Origin of the sequence: Saccharothrix sp. (assembly GCF_031180885.1) — a bacterium.
GTDB lineage: Bacteria > Actinomycetota > Actinomycetes > Mycobacteriales > Pseudonocardiaceae > Actinosynnema.
Map to the genome: position 1 here is coordinate 187,827 of NZ_JAPSLK010000001.1, position 16,252 is coordinate 204,078.

Annotated in this window: 15 protein-coding genes and 1 pseudogene; 3 read left to right on the forward strand and 13 right to left on the reverse strand. The window is 70.8% G+C overall.

Annotated elements, in window-relative coordinates:
- Nucleotides 1–34 precede the first annotated feature (34 nt).
- Nucleotides 35–1,054, forward strand: a complete 1,020-nt coding sequence (locus RIN75_RS00995) for a GntG family PLP-dependent aldolase (RefSeq protein WP_309109803.1) — start codon at nucleotides 35–37, stop codon at nucleotides 1,052–1,054.
- Nucleotides 1,055–1,070: 16 nt separating this feature from the next.
- Here the strand turns inward: RIN75_RS00995 and RIN75_RS01000 are convergent, their stop codons facing one another.
- The 12 genes from RIN75_RS01000 to RIN75_RS01055 all read right to left on the reverse strand — a co-directional run bounded on the left by RIN75_RS01000 (nucleotide 1,071) and on the right by RIN75_RS01055 (nucleotide 13,042).
- Complete coding sequence (locus RIN75_RS01000; RefSeq protein WP_309109804.1) at nucleotides 1,071–1,814, reverse strand: ion channel; 744 nt, start codon at nucleotides 1,812–1,814, stop codon at nucleotides 1,071–1,073.
- Nucleotides 1,815–1,850: 36 nt separating this feature from the next.
- The gene (locus RIN75_RS01005) at nucleotides 1,851–2,024 is read right to left on the reverse strand and encodes a hypothetical protein (protein ID WP_309109805.1); all 174 of its coding nucleotides are present in this window, start codon (nucleotides 2,022–2,024) and stop codon (nucleotides 1,851–1,853) included.
- A 7-nt stretch (nucleotides 2,025–2,031) separates the two neighbouring features.
- On the reverse strand, nucleotides 2,032–3,204 hold the full coding sequence (locus RIN75_RS01010; protein ID WP_309109806.1) for a pyridoxal phosphate-dependent aminotransferase: 1,173 nt from the start codon (nucleotides 3,202–3,204) through the stop codon (nucleotides 2,032–2,034).
- Between the two features lie 504 nt (nucleotides 3,205–3,708).
- Complete coding sequence (locus RIN75_RS01015) at nucleotides 3,709–4,233, reverse strand: ESX secretion-associated protein EspG (protein ID WP_309109807.1); 525 nt, start codon at nucleotides 4,231–4,233, stop codon at nucleotides 3,709–3,711.
- A gap of 77 nt (nucleotides 4,234–4,310) precedes the next feature.
- Complete coding sequence (locus tag RIN75_RS01020; RefSeq protein WP_309109808.1) at nucleotides 4,311–5,078, reverse strand: ESX secretion-associated protein EspG; 768 nt, start codon at nucleotides 5,076–5,078, stop codon at nucleotides 4,311–4,313.
- Nucleotides 5,075–6,346 (reverse strand): hypothetical protein, encoded by a 1,272-nt coding sequence (locus tag RIN75_RS01025; protein ID WP_309109809.1) that lies wholly within the window; start codon nucleotides 6,344–6,346, stop codon nucleotides 5,075–5,077. Before RIN75_RS01025 ends, RIN75_RS01020 begins: the two co-directional genes overlap by 4 nt.
- 10 nt (nucleotides 6,347–6,356) lie before the next feature.
- Complete coding sequence (locus RIN75_RS01030; protein WP_309109810.1) at nucleotides 6,357–6,956, reverse strand: DUF3558 domain-containing protein; 600 nt, start codon at nucleotides 6,954–6,956, stop codon at nucleotides 6,357–6,359.
- Entirely contained in the window at nucleotides 6,943–7,404 is a 462-nt protein-coding gene (locus tag RIN75_RS01035) for a hypothetical protein (RefSeq protein ID WP_309109811.1), read from the reverse strand. Before RIN75_RS01035 ends, RIN75_RS01030 begins: the two co-directional genes overlap by 14 nt.
- 163 nt (nucleotides 7,405–7,567) lie before the next feature.
- Nucleotides 7,568–8,824, reverse strand: a complete 1,257-nt coding sequence (gene purD / locus RIN75_RS01040) for a phosphoribosylamine--glycine ligase (RefSeq protein WP_309109812.1) — start codon at nucleotides 8,822–8,824, stop codon at nucleotides 7,568–7,570.
- A 28-nt stretch (nucleotides 8,825–8,852) separates the two neighbouring features.
- Nucleotides 8,853–9,833 (reverse strand): TAXI family TRAP transporter solute-binding subunit, encoded by a 981-nt coding sequence (locus tag RIN75_RS01045; RefSeq protein ID WP_309109813.1) that lies wholly within the window; start codon nucleotides 9,831–9,833, stop codon nucleotides 8,853–8,855.
- A complete protein-coding gene (locus RIN75_RS01050; protein WP_309109814.1) occupies nucleotides 9,826–11,826 on the reverse strand; it encodes a TRAP transporter fused permease subunit in 2,001 nt (666 codons plus the stop codon). The genes RIN75_RS01045 and RIN75_RS01050 overlap by 8 nt, the downstream gene beginning before the upstream one ends.
- A gap of 955 nt (nucleotides 11,827–12,781) precedes the next feature.
- Nucleotides 12,782–13,042 carry a UBP-type zinc finger domain-containing protein gene (locus RIN75_RS01055; RefSeq protein ID WP_309109815.1) on the reverse strand — a complete coding sequence of 87 codons (261 nt, stop codon included), beginning with the start codon at nucleotides 13,040–13,042 and terminating at the stop codon, nucleotides 12,782–12,784.
- Here RIN75_RS01055 and RIN75_RS01060 point away from each other — a divergent pair.
- Together RIN75_RS01060 and RIN75_RS01065 are read left to right on the forward strand one after the other, a co-directional pair.
- On the forward strand, nucleotides 13,041–14,624 hold the full coding sequence (locus RIN75_RS01060; RefSeq protein ID WP_309109816.1) for a Na+/H+ antiporter: 1,584 nt from the start codon (nucleotides 13,041–13,043) through the stop codon (nucleotides 14,622–14,624). The two genes, RIN75_RS01055 and RIN75_RS01060, sit on opposite strands and share 2 nt — an antisense overlap.
- A 114-nt stretch (nucleotides 14,625–14,738) precedes the next feature.
- Nucleotides 14,739–15,845, forward strand: coding sequence for a glycerophosphodiester phosphodiesterase (locus RIN75_RS01065; RefSeq protein ID WP_309109817.1), 1,107 nt, complete (start codon nucleotides 14,739–14,741; stop codon nucleotides 15,843–15,845).
- Here RIN75_RS01065 and RIN75_RS01070 read toward each other — a convergent pair.
- A pseudogene (locus RIN75_RS01070) lies at nucleotides 15,834–16,185 on the reverse strand (alkanesulfonate monooxygenase); the annotation flags it as partial. The gene RIN75_RS01065 and the pseudogene RIN75_RS01070 overlap by 12 nt on opposite strands.
- Nucleotides 16,186–16,252: the final 67 nt, after the last annotated feature.

Here is a 16,252-nt window from a genome sequence, read left to right on the forward strand (position 1 = left end):
GGTAAGGCCTTGCCGCGTGTGATGTGATCCATTCGTGACCCAGCTCGCACCCCTGGACTTCCGGTCCGACACCGTCACCCGCCCCGACGAAGCCATGCGGCTGGCCATGTCCACCGCCGTGGTGGCCGACGACGTCCTCGAACACGACCCGACCATGCTCGCCCTGGAGGAGCGGGTCGCCGACCTGCTGGGCGTGGAAGCGGCCCTGTGGGTGCCGTCCGGGTCGATGGGCAACCTGATCGCGCTGACCGTGCACCTGCGCCCCGGCGACCGGTTCCTCGCCGCGCGCGGCGCGCACGTCCTGGACAACGAGCTGGGCACCGCCGCCTGGATCGCCGGCGGGATGCCGCACCCGCTGGAGTGGGACGCCCCCGGCCGGTTCACCCCGGACGCCGTGCGCGCGGCGGCGGGCGCGGACGGCCCGTACTACTCGCTGCGCACGACCCTGCTGTGCCTGGAGAACACCCACAACGCCGCCGGCGGCACGGTCACCCCGCCCGACGAGCACGCCCTGCTGGTGTCCGCGGCCCGCGAGACGGGGCTGAAGGTCCACCTCGACGGGGCGCGGCTGTGGAACGCGGCCGTGGCGCTGGGCGTGCCGCCGGCGGCGCTGACCGTTGGCGTGGACACCGTGCAGGTGTGCCTGTCGAAGGGGCTGGGCGCGCCGGTCGGGTCGGTCGTGGCGGGCACGTCGGCGTTCGTCGCGGAGGCGCGGCGGGTGCGCAAGATGCTCGGCGGCGGCGTGCGGCAGGGCGGTGTGCTGGCGGCGGCCTGCCTGGTCGGGCTGGACCGCATCGACGACCTGGCCACGGACCACGCCAACGCCCGCGAGCTGGCCCGCGGCCTGACCGAGCTGGGCTGGCAGGTGGTCGAGCCGGAGACCAACATCGTGCTGGCCGGCGTGCCGGACCTGGAGATCACCCTGACCGGCCTGCGCCACCTCGGCGTGTTCGCCGGGCCGATGGCGGGCAAGGTCCGGTTCGTGCTGCACCGGGACGTGACGGCGGCGGACGTGGCGGAGGCGTTGCGGAGGATCGGGTCGGTCAGCTCGTGACCCGGTGGGTGGTGTTCTAGGTGCTGCGGGAAGCGCGGAGTTCGGCGCGCAGTTCGGCCAGCTCCGCCTTCACCGACCGCAGCTCGGCCAGCGTGGCCTCCTCGGCCTCGGCGACCTGGCCCTCCACCCCGCTCAGCCGCTCCACCAGCCACGACGCGATGGTGCCGGTGATGACGCCGAGCAGCGCGATCCCTCCGATCATGAGCAGCGCCGCGACCAGCCGGCCCTCCCAGGTGACCGGGTAGCGGTCGCCGTAGCCGACGGTGGAGATCGTGGTCAGCGTCCACCAGGCGGCGTCGCCGAAGGTCGTGATCGTGGCGTCCGGGTGGTTGCGCTCGGCGTCCAGCACCGCCAGCGACGCGGACAGCCCCACCAGCACCGTCACGCCCGCCGCGTACAGGCCGATGCGTTGGCGCATCCTGACCGCGAACCGCCGGTTGAGCACTTTCAGGACGGTGATCAGCCGCAGCACCCGGAGCTGGCGGACCATCGGCAGCAACACCGTGAGCAGGTCGAACAGGTGCGTGGCGAAGAACCGCCGCTTGTCCACGGCCAGCGCGAACCGCGCCAGGTAGTCCAGCGCGAACACCAGCCACACGCCCCACAGCACGACCTCTAGGGCCAGGTGGAGCCCGTTCGTGGCCCGGTTGTCGAGCACCTGCCAGGCGTAGGCCACGAGGAAGACGACCGCCAACAACGTCAACGGCCACTCGACCCGCCGCTCCCACTGGGCGAGCCTGCGCTCATCACTGTCCAACACCGCCCCATGGTGAACTTCGGAGCAGCGGTTTTCCAGCTAACGAGGCCCGTTGATGCCCTTCCGACCGCTGCTCTTGATCGCCCCGTAGGCGGCCGTGCCGAGGAACAGCACCCCACCGATCACGGCGAGCCAGAACAACCCCTCCACGACCGCGCCCACCAGGCTCAGCGCCACCCAGATGGCGAGCAGCCACAGGATTATCTTGACCATGCCCGTCTCAACGGGTGGGCTGACCTGGGAGTTCCGGCAGCCACGCCTTGAGCCGGCGCAGCGCCTCGGTCATGTCGTGCGCGCTGCCCGCGAAGGAGAACCGGACGAACTCGTGGCCGTGGACGGGGTCGAAGTCGATGCCGGGGACGATCGCCACGCCGGTGTCGGCGAGCAGCTTGCGGCAGAACGCCATCGAGTCGTCGGTGAGGTGCGAGACGTCGGCGTAGGCGTAGAACGCGCCGTCCGCCGGTGCGATCCGGGTGATGCCGAGGTCGTGCAGGCCCTGGAGCAGGACGTCACGGTTGTGCCGGTACCCGTCGACCAGGGAGGCGGTGTACTCGTAGGACTCGGGCGTGAACGCCTGGACCGCCGCGTGCTGGGCGAGGGCGGGCGGGCAGAGGGTGAAGTTGCCGGTGAGCCGGTCGGCGGCGGCGCGCAGGGCCGGGGGCATGAGCATCCAGCCGAGGCGCCAGCCGGTCATGGCGAAGGCCTTGGAGAACGAGTTGACGACGATGGAGTCCCTGCTCGTCTGCCACGCGCAGGCGAGCGGGGTGCCGTAGCTGATGCCGTGGTAGATCTCGTCGCTGATCAGGCGGGTGTTGTTTGCGGTGCACCACTCGGCGATGTTCCTCAGCTCGTCGGGCGTGAGCGCGGTGCCGGTCGGGTTGGCCGGGCTCGCGACGATGAGCCCGGCCAGCGGGCCGGCGGCGTCGAGCATGTCGACGGTCGGCTGGAACCGGGTTCCCGGGCCGCACGGCAACTCGACGACTTCGCAGCCGAGGGCGCGGAGGATGTTCCGGTAGGCGGGGTAGCCGGGTCGGGCGAGGGCGACGCGCGCGCCGGGGTCGAAGGCGGAGAGGAAGGCGAGGAGGAAGGCGCCGGACGAGCCGGTGGTGATCACGAAGTCGTCGGCGGTGACGTCGAGGTCGTACTGGCGGCCGTAGTGGGTGGCGAGGGCGGTCCGGAGTTCGAGGATGCCGACCTGCTCGGTGTACCCGAGGGGGTTGTGGCGCAGCGCGTGCTCGGCGGCGCGCAGGACGGGTTCGGGGGCGTGGCTGGAGGGCTGCCCGGCGGCGAGCGAGACAACGTCCCCGTGCGTCCGCTGCCGCTGGGCGGCGGCGGACACGATGTCCATGACGTGAAACGGCGGCACGTCGGCCCGCGCGGCAACACCCAACATGCCCCCAGGCTAATCCGCCCAACCCTCACATCTCCCGCGCCCGTCCCCCATGGGCCCGCGACGACGCGCGCGGCCATCCACACCCAGCCCGCCGCGCAGGTGCCTTCCCACCTGCGACACAGCCGCACACCAGCCCGCAGCACAGCCACCGATCCGACCGCCGATGCCCACCCCGCCGGCTCAACCACCCCACCCCCCGCCGGTTCCGCCGCGCCTCCCCGGCCGCAGCCCGCCGCCGGTCTTGCCGCGCCTTCCCGGCTCTACCCCGCCGGTTCCGCCGCACTTCCTCCCGCCGGCCCCGCCGCAGCCTCCCGGCCCACCAGCTCCGCCGCACCTTCCCGGGCACACCCCGCCGGCTTACCGCCCTGGCCCCCCCAGTCCGTTGGCCCCTCGATCCCACCGCACCACTGAAATATTTAGTCCACTGAACTAAAAATTTCAGCCGTCTGGAACGGTACGGCGCCGGAGGACATGTCAGACGTCCGACGGGAGCGCAGGTCAAGGTCAGAGATCGTCCAGCAACGCGCTCACCGCCGAGCGCAACACCGTCGGATCGGTCGGACCGTGGAAGTCCACGACGTCCGACGCCCGCCTCCGGTTCCCATCGGCGTCCAGCACAGCCGCGCCGAACCGTCCCCGCAGATCGGCACCACCGACGTGCCCGCCGCCCAGCACCGGCAGCAGCCCGACGAGTGCCGCCGCCAGGTCCGACTCCAGCTCCCGGACCGTCACCACGTCACCGGTCAGCACCGCCAGCACCGTCCCGTTGCCCGCCGACGCAGCCAGCGCCCGCACTGCCGATCTGCCGATCCCCAGGCGCAGGTCCGCCGACCGCGGCGGGTTGGCCAGCAGCTTGAAGGCCGCACCCAGCCACGGGTCCAGCTCCGCGCCGCGGGCGAGTCCGGCGGCGGTCAGGTCGTGCCACGGCGCGGGCTCGTCCGGCACGTGCAGGACGATCGGCATCGCACCGAGGTCGAGGTGGTCCCAGGCGGTGCGGAACGCGGCGGCGCTCATCGTCGCGGTGGTCACCAGACGTCACTCCCGGCTGACGGCGGGCCGTGGTGCCCGCAGGTGAGTTGACGCGGCGACCGCCGCCCGGGTTCCCGTCAGACCTCGTCGATCAGCTCCCACACGCAGGTGGCGAGGCGCGCGTTGTCGATCGGGGTGACGGTCGACCAGCTCCGGCCGTCCGAGCTGGGGCGCACGAGGTGCAGGTAGCGGCCGGACGGGGTGTCGTGCCAGGCGACGACGCGCCGCGCCCGTGCCGGCGGACCGCCGCGCTGCGCCCGTTCCGCGCCGAACTGGCCGCGCGTGCTCATGCCGTCGCACATGCCCGCCAGTTCCTGGGCGTCGCTGAGCGGCAACCCGTGCCGTTCGAGGGCGAGCACCAGCTTCTCGGCGTTGCGCCCGGCCTCGTCGGACGCGGCGCGCAGCACGTCGTTGGGCAGGCTGATGGACCGGCCGCGCCCGGCGGGCATCTCGCCGGTGACCGACACCGCCGCCTCCGCCAGCGCACTGGCCCGCGACTCGATCAGCCACACTTCGTCGCCGTCCACCACGGCGAGGATCGCCTCCTCGCCGGACGCGGCGGCCAGTCCCTTGATCTTGCGGCGGTCCACCCAGATCCAGATGTCCACCGAGATCTGGGGGTTGGCCAGCAGGGCGAAGGTGTCCGCCAGTTCGGGGACGAGCCTGCGCCCACCGGCCAGCCCGCGCTGCTCCAGCGACGCCCACGCCTGCTCCACGAACCCGGCCCGTTCGGTGTGCGTGACACCCGGGCTGGGCACGTCGAGGGCGACGTTGCGCCGCTGGAGCCGTTCGGCCTCCCACGCGACGTCGAACTCCAGCGTGGACAGGACGACCGCGTTGCTCACTTCTTCTCGGGCTCGTCGCCGATGACCTGCTGCACGACCATGCGCTCGTCACCGAAGACGTCGTCGGAGTCCACGCCGTACTTGCGGATGTGCTCCGCGTCCTCCTCGCCGTCCTTGCCCCGCGGCGAGGCGGCGGCCTGCATCATCGACCCGGCCCCGGCCTTGCCCGCCGCGGCCCCGGCGGCCGTCCGGTTGCCCGGAACCCGCTCGTCGGCGTCGATCGCGCCGATGGTCGCGGAGATCCCGGCCTTGCCCGCCAACCCGTTCGCGCCGGGAACGGCACCCGGCATCCCGGGCTTGCCACCACCGCCGGGACCCTTCGCCCCGTCCGGCTTGCCCGTGCCACCACCGGGCGGCACCGGCGTCGGCGAGTTCCGCACGACACGGGCGGCCTTGGCGGTGGTCGCGAGTCCGGTCAACGTCGCACCGGCCGCGAGCCCCAACCCGAGCCCGAGCCCGAGGTGGTTCGACCCGCCGACCTTGCCCGGCAGGACCGGCGACGCACCGGGCGTCGGCACGGAGGTCGTCGGCGGCAGGACCCCCGTCGAACCGCCCGGGACCTGCGGCGGCAGCGGAACCTGACCACCACCGGGCACCTGCGGCGTCCCACCGGGCAGACCCCCCGGCACACCGCCGGGCACCTGGCCGATCCCACCACCGGGCTGCTGCACGGCGGCGACCGGCGTGCCGACCGCGCTGGAGGCCGTGGTGACCTCGAAGGTCGGCGGCTTGTTCATGCCCTGGTACTGGTTGAGCGAGTCCCGACTGGCGTCGACGTACTGGTCGAACCCGCGGATGACCTGCTCGCGAGCCGCCTGCGTCTCCTTGACCTCTTTGGCGTGGTCGGTCTCGTAACCGAAGAAGCCGCCGGCGTCGTCCCAGAAGTTGGTCTCGGTGTCGCCTTGCAACCTGGAGGGCTCGGGCATGCCGTTGCGGGAGTCGCTGTAGGCGTCACCCTGGACGGCGGTCGCCTTGGAGTTCCGCTGGCCCGCCTCGGTCCCGGAGGTGGCAGCCTCGGCGGTGTAGGTCACCTTCTCGTGGCCGACGTCACCCGCGGCGCCCTGCCAAGCGTGGCCCATCGGAGCCAGCAGGCCCCGGATGGTGTTGTCGACGGATTCCAGGCTCGCCGCCAGCTCGCGCAGCGCCTGCGAAGCCCGGCTGAACCGCTCGGCCGCGTTGCTCTGCGTGAACTGCTGCACCAGCGTCATGAGGCCGGCGTTGTCAAGGCCCTGGAACCGGTGGTCCTTGAGCTGCTTGAAGTCGGTCACGCTGTCCCCCTCACTTCAAGGTCTGCAAGGTCGCGAGCGCCAACTCGGCACCCTTGGCGGCGTTCTGGCACATCGTGTCCTGCGTGGTGTCGCGGCCGATCGGCAGGAACTGCACGAAGAGTTGCTGGCCGTCGGCGACGTCGACTGCCACCGAGCAGTCCACGGAACTGGTGCCCTTGAAGGTGACCTGCTTCGCGGGGAAGCCGGAGACCTTCTTCTCGGCGATGTCGAGGTTGCCCGACGAGTTCCAGTAGTCGATGCCCTTGCTGGTCACCAGGTGCACCGCGTACGAGTAGACCTTGGAGGCGCCCGGGCCGGTCAGGAAGGTGCAGGCCGGCGTCTTCGCACCCTCGACCACATCCGACTGCTCGGCTTGCGTCACCACCGTGCCGAGCTGCTTCTGGTCGTTCGCGGTGAGGGCCTTGCACGGGTCGAGGCCGTCGACCTTGATGTTCTTGGGGCGCTCCGAGGGCGCGGACGTGGCCGACGTCGACGTCTTCGAGGCCGCCGTCGTCGTCGCGGGAGTCGGGTTGCCGCCCGTGCCGGACGTGCAGCCGGCGAGCGTCAAAGCCGAGAGCGCCACCACGGCGCTCCACTTAACGAGACGCACCGACTGCCCCCATCGCGGCGTTGATCTCTTCTTCGGTGAAGCCGTACTGCTCGGCCACCTTGCGGAGCTGCTCCGCGAGGCCGCTCAGGCTGGCGATGTACTGGTCGACGCGGGCCGCGTACGACTCGGGGTGCTGGAGCAGCCGGTCGTTCCACGCCTCGGCGATGTCCGCGTTGACCTCGTCCATGCCGTTGAGGTTGATCCGCATGCCGCTCAGCGCCTTGGCGTAGGCCAGCTGGAGAATGGTCACCTGGTCCTGGATGACCTTGCCCATGTTCAGGACGTCGTCCTTGTCGACCGCGAAATGCGTGCCCCCGGCCGGCGCCCCGGCCAGGGTGTCGTTCAAGTGCTTCTCTGCCGCGAACATGTCGCCGACCGCACGCCCGATGGCTCCACCCACGCCGGCGACGGCTCCCAGTAGGCCGTTCTCCTCCACCACGACGTCCATCCCCCGTACGGTCGGTAACGGATCGGTCCCGGTTCGCAGGCTACCAACGTGCGCGTGAACCGGGTCTGAGGTTGGACGAACTCGACCGCCGTCCGGTTCCGGCCCGATCGTGGGCATGGCGACGAGCCCGCGCCACCAGGGAACGGGCTCGGATCGCGCAGACCTACGGGACCTCGATCTCGCCATTCGCCGCGCGCAGCGCGATGTCGGTGCGGTGGTGGGAGCCGGTCAGGTGGACGCCCGCCACGCGGCGGTACGCGGCGGCGCGAGCGGCGGACAGCGTCTCCCCGGTGCCGACCACGGACAGCACCCGGCCACCCGTCGACACCACTGCGCCGTCCACGCGGCGGCGGGTGCCGGCGTGCAGCACGCCCTCCGCCTCGCCGCCCGTCACGACGTCCCCCGTGCGCGGACGACCCGGGTAGCCCTCGGCAGCGACGACGACCGTCACCGCATAACCCTCGGACCACTCCAGAGCACCGACACCAGAAAGCGCACCAGTAGACGCAGCCAGGAACAAGCCGGCCAGAGGGGTCTTCAGGAGGGCCAGTACGGCCTGGGTCTCCGGGTCGCCGAAGCGGCAGTTGAACTCGATGACCTGGGGACCGGTGGAGGTCAGGGCCAAGCCCGCGTACAGCAGGCCGGTGAACGGCGTACCTCGGCGCGCCAGCTCGTCGACCACCGGCTGCACGCAAGTCGACACGATCGTGTCCACCAAGTCCGCCGGCGCCCACGGCAATGGCGCGTACGCGCCCATGCCGCCAGTGTTCGGCCCCGAGTCGCCGTCGCCCACCCGCTTGAAGTCCTGTGCCGGCAACAACGGCACGACGGACACGCCGTCGGTCAGGCAGAACAAGGACACCTCGGGGCCGTCCAGGAAGGACTCCAGCAGCACCGGGTGGCCGTTGTCGAGCAGGGTCATGGCGTGCGCACGGGCGGTGTCGCGGTCGGAGGTGACCACGACGCCCTTGCCGGCCGCCAGGCCGTCGTCCTTGACCACCCAGCGGGGGCCGAAGTGGGTCAGGGCGGCGTCCAGGCGGGCCGGGTTGTCGACGACCTCGGACGTGGCCGTGGGCACCCCGGCCGCCTGCATGACGTCCTTCGCGAACGCCTTGGAGCCCTCGATGCGGGCCGCCGCGGCGGACGGGCCGAAGCAGGGGATGCCGGCGGCGCGCACGGCGTCCGCCGCACCCGCCACCAGGGGCTGCTCCGGCCCGACCACGACGAGGTCGGCGTTCCACTCCTTGGCCAGCGCGGCGACCGCTGCCGGATCGCCCACGTCGACACCGTAGGTCTCGGCCGCGCCCGCGATCCCGGCGTTGCCGGGCGCGCAGGCCAGCGCGACGACCGCCGGGTCGCGCGACAGGGCGAGGACAAGGGCATGTTCACGGGCGCCGGACCCGATGACCAGGACACGCACGGTGGGCCAGCCTAGATGACGCAGTGGGTCATCCGCCGAACGCGTCCAGCGAACCGGCGTGCAGCGGTACCGGGTCGGTCATCGCGGCCTTCTCCTTGATGATGTCCTTGGCCGCCGGGTGCACCTTCTCCAGGTCCGCCTTCTTCTCGAAGACGAGCTTGGTGACCGCGCACGCGTTGGCGTCCGGGAAGTCGGCCTTCACCAGCAGCAGGTTCGGCACCACGACGGTCGGGATGTCCGCGGGCTGCCCGTAGGTGGCGGCCGGGATGGTGCCCTTGTCGTAGACCGAGTTGATCTCCTTCAGCTTCTGCAGCTGCGGGGTGATGTCGATGAACTTGACCTGGTCCTTCAGCGACGTGGTGATGTCGGTGATCTGGGCGGTGGGCAGGCCGCCGGACCAGATCAGGCCGTCCAGGCTGCCGTCCTTCATGCCGTCCGCGGTCTTGGCCAGGTCGAGGCGCTGCGCCTGGACGTCCTTCTCCGGGTCGAGCCCGGCGGAGGCGAACAGGCGGTTGGAGATGACCTCGGTGCCGGACTTGGGCGAGCCGGTGGAGATCCGCTTGCCCTTCATGTCCGCGATCGAGTTGATGCCGCTGTTCGCGCGCACCAGGACCTGCGTGTAGTTCGGGTACAGGCGGGTCAGCGCCTGGATCTTCTGCGGCTTGCCGTCGAACGCGCCCTTGCCGCTCACCGCGTCGGCGGCGGTGTCGGCCAGCGAGAACGCCATGTCGTAGTCGCCCGCGACGAGCTGCTGGATGTTCTGCACGGACGCGCCGGTCTCGGCCGCGGTGGCCTTGAGCTTGGTGTTGTCGCTGATCAGCTTGGCCAGGCCGCCGCCGACGACGTAGTAGACGCCGCCGGAGTTGCCGGTCGCGATGGTGATCCGACCGTCGGCCGCCTCGCACGCCGCGGTGCCGGAGCCGGTGTCCGTTGCCTGGCGCTTGCCGCCGCACCCGGCGGCGACGAGCGCCACCGCCAGGACGGCGACGGGGACCTTCCAGCTACGCATGGTGTTCCTTTCGCATCTTCGGCAGGAGCAGGTGCACGGCCACCGCGGCGACGAGGAACCCGATGCCGACGGCGATCGTGACCGGTTGCAGGTAGAGCAGGGCGATGGCGGCGGGGATGCACAGCAACCGCTCGGGCAGCGCCGCCTGGCGGACCAGCCAGCCGCCGGTGACCACGGCGAGCGCCGCGACCCCCAGCGCCGAGGCGGCGAAGACCCAGAGCGAGTCCACGAACGACGCGCGCAGCAGCAGGGCCGCGCCGTCGTCGGTGAGCACGAACGCGAGCGGCACGAGGAACGCGGGCAGCGTGTACTTCCACGTCCGCCACATCGTCTTCATGACGTCGCCGCCGGTGATGGCGGCGGCGGCCACCGCGGCGAGCGCCGTCGGCGGCGTCACCTCGGACAGCACCGCGTAGTAGAAGATGAACATCGCGGTCTCTTCAGGAGCCACGCCCAGCTCCATCAGCGCGGGTCCGATGACGACCCACGAGATGATGAAGGACGCGGTCACCGGCACGGCGAGCCCGAGCACGCTCACCGCGACCGCGGCCAGCACGACGGTCACGAACAGCACGACCGACGGGTTGGACGAGATCAGGCCGGCGATGTCGACCAGCGCGGAGGCCAGTTCCTGCCCCAGCCCGGTCTTGGTGATGGTCGAGGTGATCACGCCGGCCGCCGCGCACACCGCGATCACCGGCAGCGCGCTGCGCACCCCGGTGGACAGCGAGTCGAGGATGGTCCGCCCCCAGGTACGGACATCCCCCTTGTGCGCGATCAACGCGAACAAAGCCGCGACCCCCGACGCGTACACCACGGCCGAGTAGACCGGGATGTCCAGCGCCAGGAAGACGACGATCACCCCGAGCGACAGGAAGTGGTACCCGCCGCGCTTGAGCAGCGCCCACGGGCTGGGCGCGTCGATCTCCACGGGCTTGGCCCCGAACCGCCGGGCGTCGATCTCCACGGCGAGGGCGATGCCCAGGTAGTACAGGAGGGTCGGCAGGATCGCCCAGATCAGCACCTGGAGGTACGAGGCCTCCAGGTACTCGGCGATGATGAACGCCGCCGCGCCCAACGTGGGCGGCGACAGGATCGCCCCGATCCCGGACGCGGCCAGCAACCCGCCCGCGCTCTCCTTGGGATAACCGGCCTTCTTCAGCATCGGCCAGGTGACCGCGCCCAGTGAGACGGTCGTGGCCGTGCCCGACCCGGACACCGTGCCGAGCAGGAACCCGGCGGTCGCGGCCGTGCGCCCCGGCGCGGTCCGCGACTTGCGGAACGCCGAGAAGCTGATGTCCACGAAGAACGTCCCGGCGCCGGACGCGTTGAGCACGGCGCCGTAGATCGTGAACAGCACGATGTACGTGGCGGCGACGTCCAACGGCGTCCCGTAGAACCCGGTCGCGTCGTTGTAGAACCCGTTGATGATCTGCGCGAAGTCCACGCCCGCGTGCGAGATCGCCCAGGCCGGCGGCAGGTACCCGCCGTAGTAGGCGAACGCGACGAACCCGAGGCACACCAGCGGCAACACCCACCCGGTGGTCCGCCGACAGGCTTCGAGGATCAGGAGCAGCAGGATCGTCCCGGCGATGACGTCCAGGTCGGTCAACTGCCCCTGCCGGTCGAGGAACGCGTCGAACCCGCCGAACAACGGGTACGCCCCGACCGCGAACGCCAACACGGCCAACGTCCAGTCCAACGGCCCGGGGTCGTCCGCCCCACCCTTGCGCGGCCGGTAGCAGAGGAACACCAGCGGCAACGTGACGGCGAGGAACATCACCAGGTAGTACTGCCCGCCCTTGGCGAACGGCCAGAACACCTGCTTGAGCACCAGCAGGGCCACCAACAACCCGGCGACCCAGATGCCCAACTCCCACCGCCGCGACAACGACCGCGAGGGCCGTTCCTCGTCGTACTCGGCGATCAGCTCGGCGACATCAGCCTGTGGCTTCGTCGACACGCGCACTCCTTCGTGTCGCGCAGGGATCATGCGCCCCAGAAGCTACTTGTGGTCGCTCTCACAGCCATAGACCCACCATCTAAAGGGACTGTAAAGACCTCCACCAGCCCTCAGCTGAACCGATCAGCCACGTTCACACCGGCACCTGACCACCCTTCCGGCACCAGCACGGCGCAGTCAGCTTTTCGGCGCGAAGCGCCGTTGGATTGGGCCTCCGGTGGAGGCCACGGCTCGGCTTGGGCTTTTGCTTGTACCCTCCCCGCATGACCTGCCCGAAGGGCTACCCACAGATTTCCCGGGTGCAGCCGAAATTTTTTGTGAGGAACGAGCAAAAGTTTTCAGCGGCGCCCGGGAAATCCGTGGCAGGCTCCGCCAGGTCATACGGGGAGGGCACAAGCAAAAAGCCCCCGCAGTTTCTTTTGCTGGTGCCCAACCCCGGTGGCCTCCCAAGCCCGCTTTTGATCTTGAGAGCGCGTCAGCGCGTTCTTCTCGACACTCTTAAAGCGCTTTAAAGCTTTGAGAAACGCGCTTCGCGCTGGTCAACGCGCTGACGCGCTCTCAAAATCAAAAGCGGCCCGGAGAACCACCGATGGGGAGGGAAGGGCATCGGTTCCCCCACCGCACGACCTGGCAAAGCCAACCACGCTTTGGTCGGGTGCCGCTGAAAATTTGCTCGTTCCTCACAAAATTTTCGGCCGCACCCGACCAAAGCGTGGTAGCCCTTCGGGCAGGCCATACGGTGGGGGAACCGAAGCCCCGCCGTGGCTGGGAGCCGGCCCGCCGCGCGGAGCGCGGCCTAAAAGCAAGCCGCTGCGCGGCGAAAACACGCGACTCGCGGTGGAATGCTTGCGATGCGCGGGCGGATTGGTCGATTCGCGGCACAGCGAAGAACTGGCCCGCTTCCGCCGGACCTGAAGACGTGTCGGGCCGCACCGGGGGATTCCTCGTCGAAGGTGAAACCTGAGGACCGATCGTCCGTACTGGATTAGACCACTCGGCCGTCCTCATAGCACCAGCGCCAGTCCTCGCCCGGCTCGAAGGACTTCATCACCGGGTGCCCCTCCTCGTGGAAGTGCGCCGTGGCGTGCCGTCTCGGGCTGGAGTCGCAGCAGGCCACGTGGCCGCAGGTCAGGCACATCCGCAGGTGCGCCCAGTTGCGTTCGCCGGCGGCGAGGCAGTCGGCGCAGCCGCCGGTCGCGTCGGGGGACACCGCCTGGGGCAGGGTGGCGAGGTGAGGACAGGTCATGGCGGCCATCATCACGCAAGATTGCGGCATGCACGGACCGGAACTCCTGCTCCTCCTCGTCGGCGCGTTGCTGGTCACGGCCGGGGCCAAGCGGCTCGGGTGGCCGGCGCCGCTCGTCCTCGTCGCCGTCGGGCTCGCGGTGTCGTTCATCCCGGGACTGCCGGAGTTCGCGCTGGAACCCGAGTTGATCCTCGTGCTCGTCCTGCCGCCGCTGCTCTACTCGGCCGCGCTGGACAGCTCGTACCACAACATCCGGGCCAACCTGCGGCCGATCGGGCTGCTCGCGGTGGGTCTGGTGATCGCGACGACGATCGGCGTGGGGTCGGTGGCGCACCTCGCCCTGCCCGAGTTGTCGCTCCCGGCCGCGCTCGTGCTGGGCGCGGTGGTGGCGCCGCCGGACGCGGTGGCGGCGGTGGCGATCGGGCGGCGGCTCAACCTGCCTCGGCGGACCATGACGTTGCTCACCGGGGAGAGCCTGATCAACGACGCGACCGCGCTGACCGTCTACAAGGTCGCGGTCGCGGCGACGCTCGGGGTCACGGCCACCTGGGTCGACGGGCTGCGGACGTTCGTGATCGGCGCGGGCGGCGGTGTGGTGATCGGGTTGGCCATCGGGATGGGGGTCCGGTGGGTCCGCGCCCGGCTCGACGACGGCGTGATGGAGAGCGCGCTGGGCATGTTGGTGCCCTTCGGCGCGTACCTGTTCGCCGAGGAACTGGGCTCGTCCGGTGTGCTCGCCGTGGTGGTGGCCGGGCTCTACATCGGTCACTACGCGCCGCGCAGCTCGTACTACACGCGCCTCCAGGACACGGCCGTGTGGCGCTCGGTCGACATCCTGCTGGAGTCGTTCGTGTTCGCCTTGATCGGTCTCCAGCTGAAGACGACCGTGGGCGATGTCGACGTGACCGCCGGGTTGGTCATCGCCGCCGCATGGATCCTCGCGGCCACGATCCTGGTCCGGTTCGTGTGGATGTACCCGGCCGCGTACATCCCGCGCTTCCTGTCCCCCCGCATCCGCGCCCGTGAGAAGGCACCGGGCTGGCGTGGGATCACCGTTTTGTCCTGGGCGGGGATGCGGGGTGTGGTGTCGTTGGCCGCCGCGGCCGCGTTGCCGCTCGATCTCCCCGGCCGGGACGTGATCGTGTTCTGCGCGTTCGTCGTGACGGTCGGCACGTTGCTGCTCCAAGGCCTCACCCTGCCGTGGGTCATCCGGAAGTTGGGCGTGCGGGGCGACGAGGAGCGCGAGGACGCCCTCGCGGAGGCGCAGGTGCAGCACGCCGCCGCGCAGGCCGCCGTGGACCGCCTGGACGAGCTGATCGGCGGGGGCGACAACACCCCCGACCACATCGTCGAACGGCTGCGCGTCATGGCCGAGCACCGCGGCAACGCGGCCTGGGAGCGCCTGGGCCGCCAGGAGGAGGAAAGCCCGGCCGCGTCCTACCGCCGACTCCGCCGGACCATGCTGGAAGCCGAGCGCCAGGTCTTCATCGAAGCCCGGGACAGCGGGCGGATCGACGACGAGGTCCTGTTCCGGGTGCTGCGCGAGTTGGACCTGGAGGAAGCGGCCATATCCCGTGAGTGACGACCCACCACGCGTTCACCGTGACGCCGCCTTCCCTTCACCCTACGGTGACCGGGAGGTCGCGGCGCGCAACGAGGCTGCGCCGCGTCTGGTTCGCGAACAGGGAGGTCGGCGATGGTGCGGACGAGGATCTTCGGAGCGGCGCTCGCGGCGCTCGCGGTGGCCGGGGTGGTGACCGTGTCGTCGGCGTCGGCGCAGAGCGACGTGGCCGGGGCGCACAAGCCGAAGGGGCCGATCGTCATCGGGCACCGGGGCGCGTCGGGCTACCGCCCGGAGCACACGCTGGCGGCCTACGAGCTGGCCGCGCGCATGGGTGCCGACTACATCGAGCCCGACTTGGTGTCCACAAAGGACGGTGTGCTGGTCGCCCGGCACGAGAACGAGATCGGCGGCACCACCGACGTCGGCGGCAAGCCGGAGTTCGCGGGCCGCAAGACCACCAAGGTCATCGACGGCTCGTCGATCACCGGCTGGTTCACCGAGGACTTCACGCTCGCCGAGCTGAAGACGTTGCGCGCCAAGGAGCGCATCCCGGAGATCCGCCCGCGCAACACCCTCTACGACGGCCGCTACGAGGTGCCGACGCTCCAAGAGGTCATCGACCTCTCCCGCCGGCTGTCCCGCGAGCTGGGCCGCGACATCGGCGTCTACCCGGAGACCAAGCACCCCACCTACTTCCAGGACATCAAGCTCGCCTTGGAGCCCGAGCTGGTCGACGTGCTCAACCGCAACGGCCTCAACCGGGCCAACGCCAAGGTCTACGTGCAGTCCTTCGAGGTGGCCAACCTCAAGGAGCTGCGCAAGTCGCTGCGCGTCCCGCTGGTGCAGCTGATCAACTCCTCCGGCGCGCCGTACGACTTCGTGAAGGCCGGCGACAAGCGCACCTACAGCGACCTGGTCACGCCGGACGGCCTGCGCGAGATCCGCACCTACGCCAACGGCATCGGCGCGGCCAAGGACCGGATCATCCCGCGCAACGCGGCGGGCTTCCTCCAGACCCCGACCACCCTGGTCCGCGACGCCCACACCCGCGGCCTGATCGTGCACGCCTGGACGTTCCGCAACGAGAACGCGTTCCTGCCGGCCGACTTCCGCACCTCGACCGACCCGGCCGCGTACGGCCGCGCGTTCGAGGAGTACGCGAAGTTCTACGCGACCGGCCTGGACGGCCTGTTCGCCGACAACCCGGACACCGCCGTCGAGGCCCGTTCAGCCCGCTGACGTGAGCACCGGCGCGGCCTGCCCGACCCCGAGCAGGCCGCGCCGCGCCAACTCCGGCCGGACCCCTTCGCCGAACCGGTAAGCCTCTTCCAGGTGCGGGTACCCGGACAGCACGAACTCCTCGACCCCCACCGCGTGGTACTCCTCGACCAGGCCCGCGACCTCGGCGTGGCTGCCCACCAGAGCCGTCCCCGCCCCGCCGGGCACCAGCCCGATCCCGGCCCACGGCCCCGGGGTGCACCTCCAGCCCGCGCACCCCGTCACCCAGCGACCCGCCGTGCAGGGCCGGCATCCGCCGCTGCCCCACGGACCGGCTCTCCCGAAGCTGAGCCCGCGCCCGCTCAAACCCGAGTTTTCGGCGTCCGCCGGGAGGCGTCAACGCGTCCCGGATGGTGGCGAACGGTCCG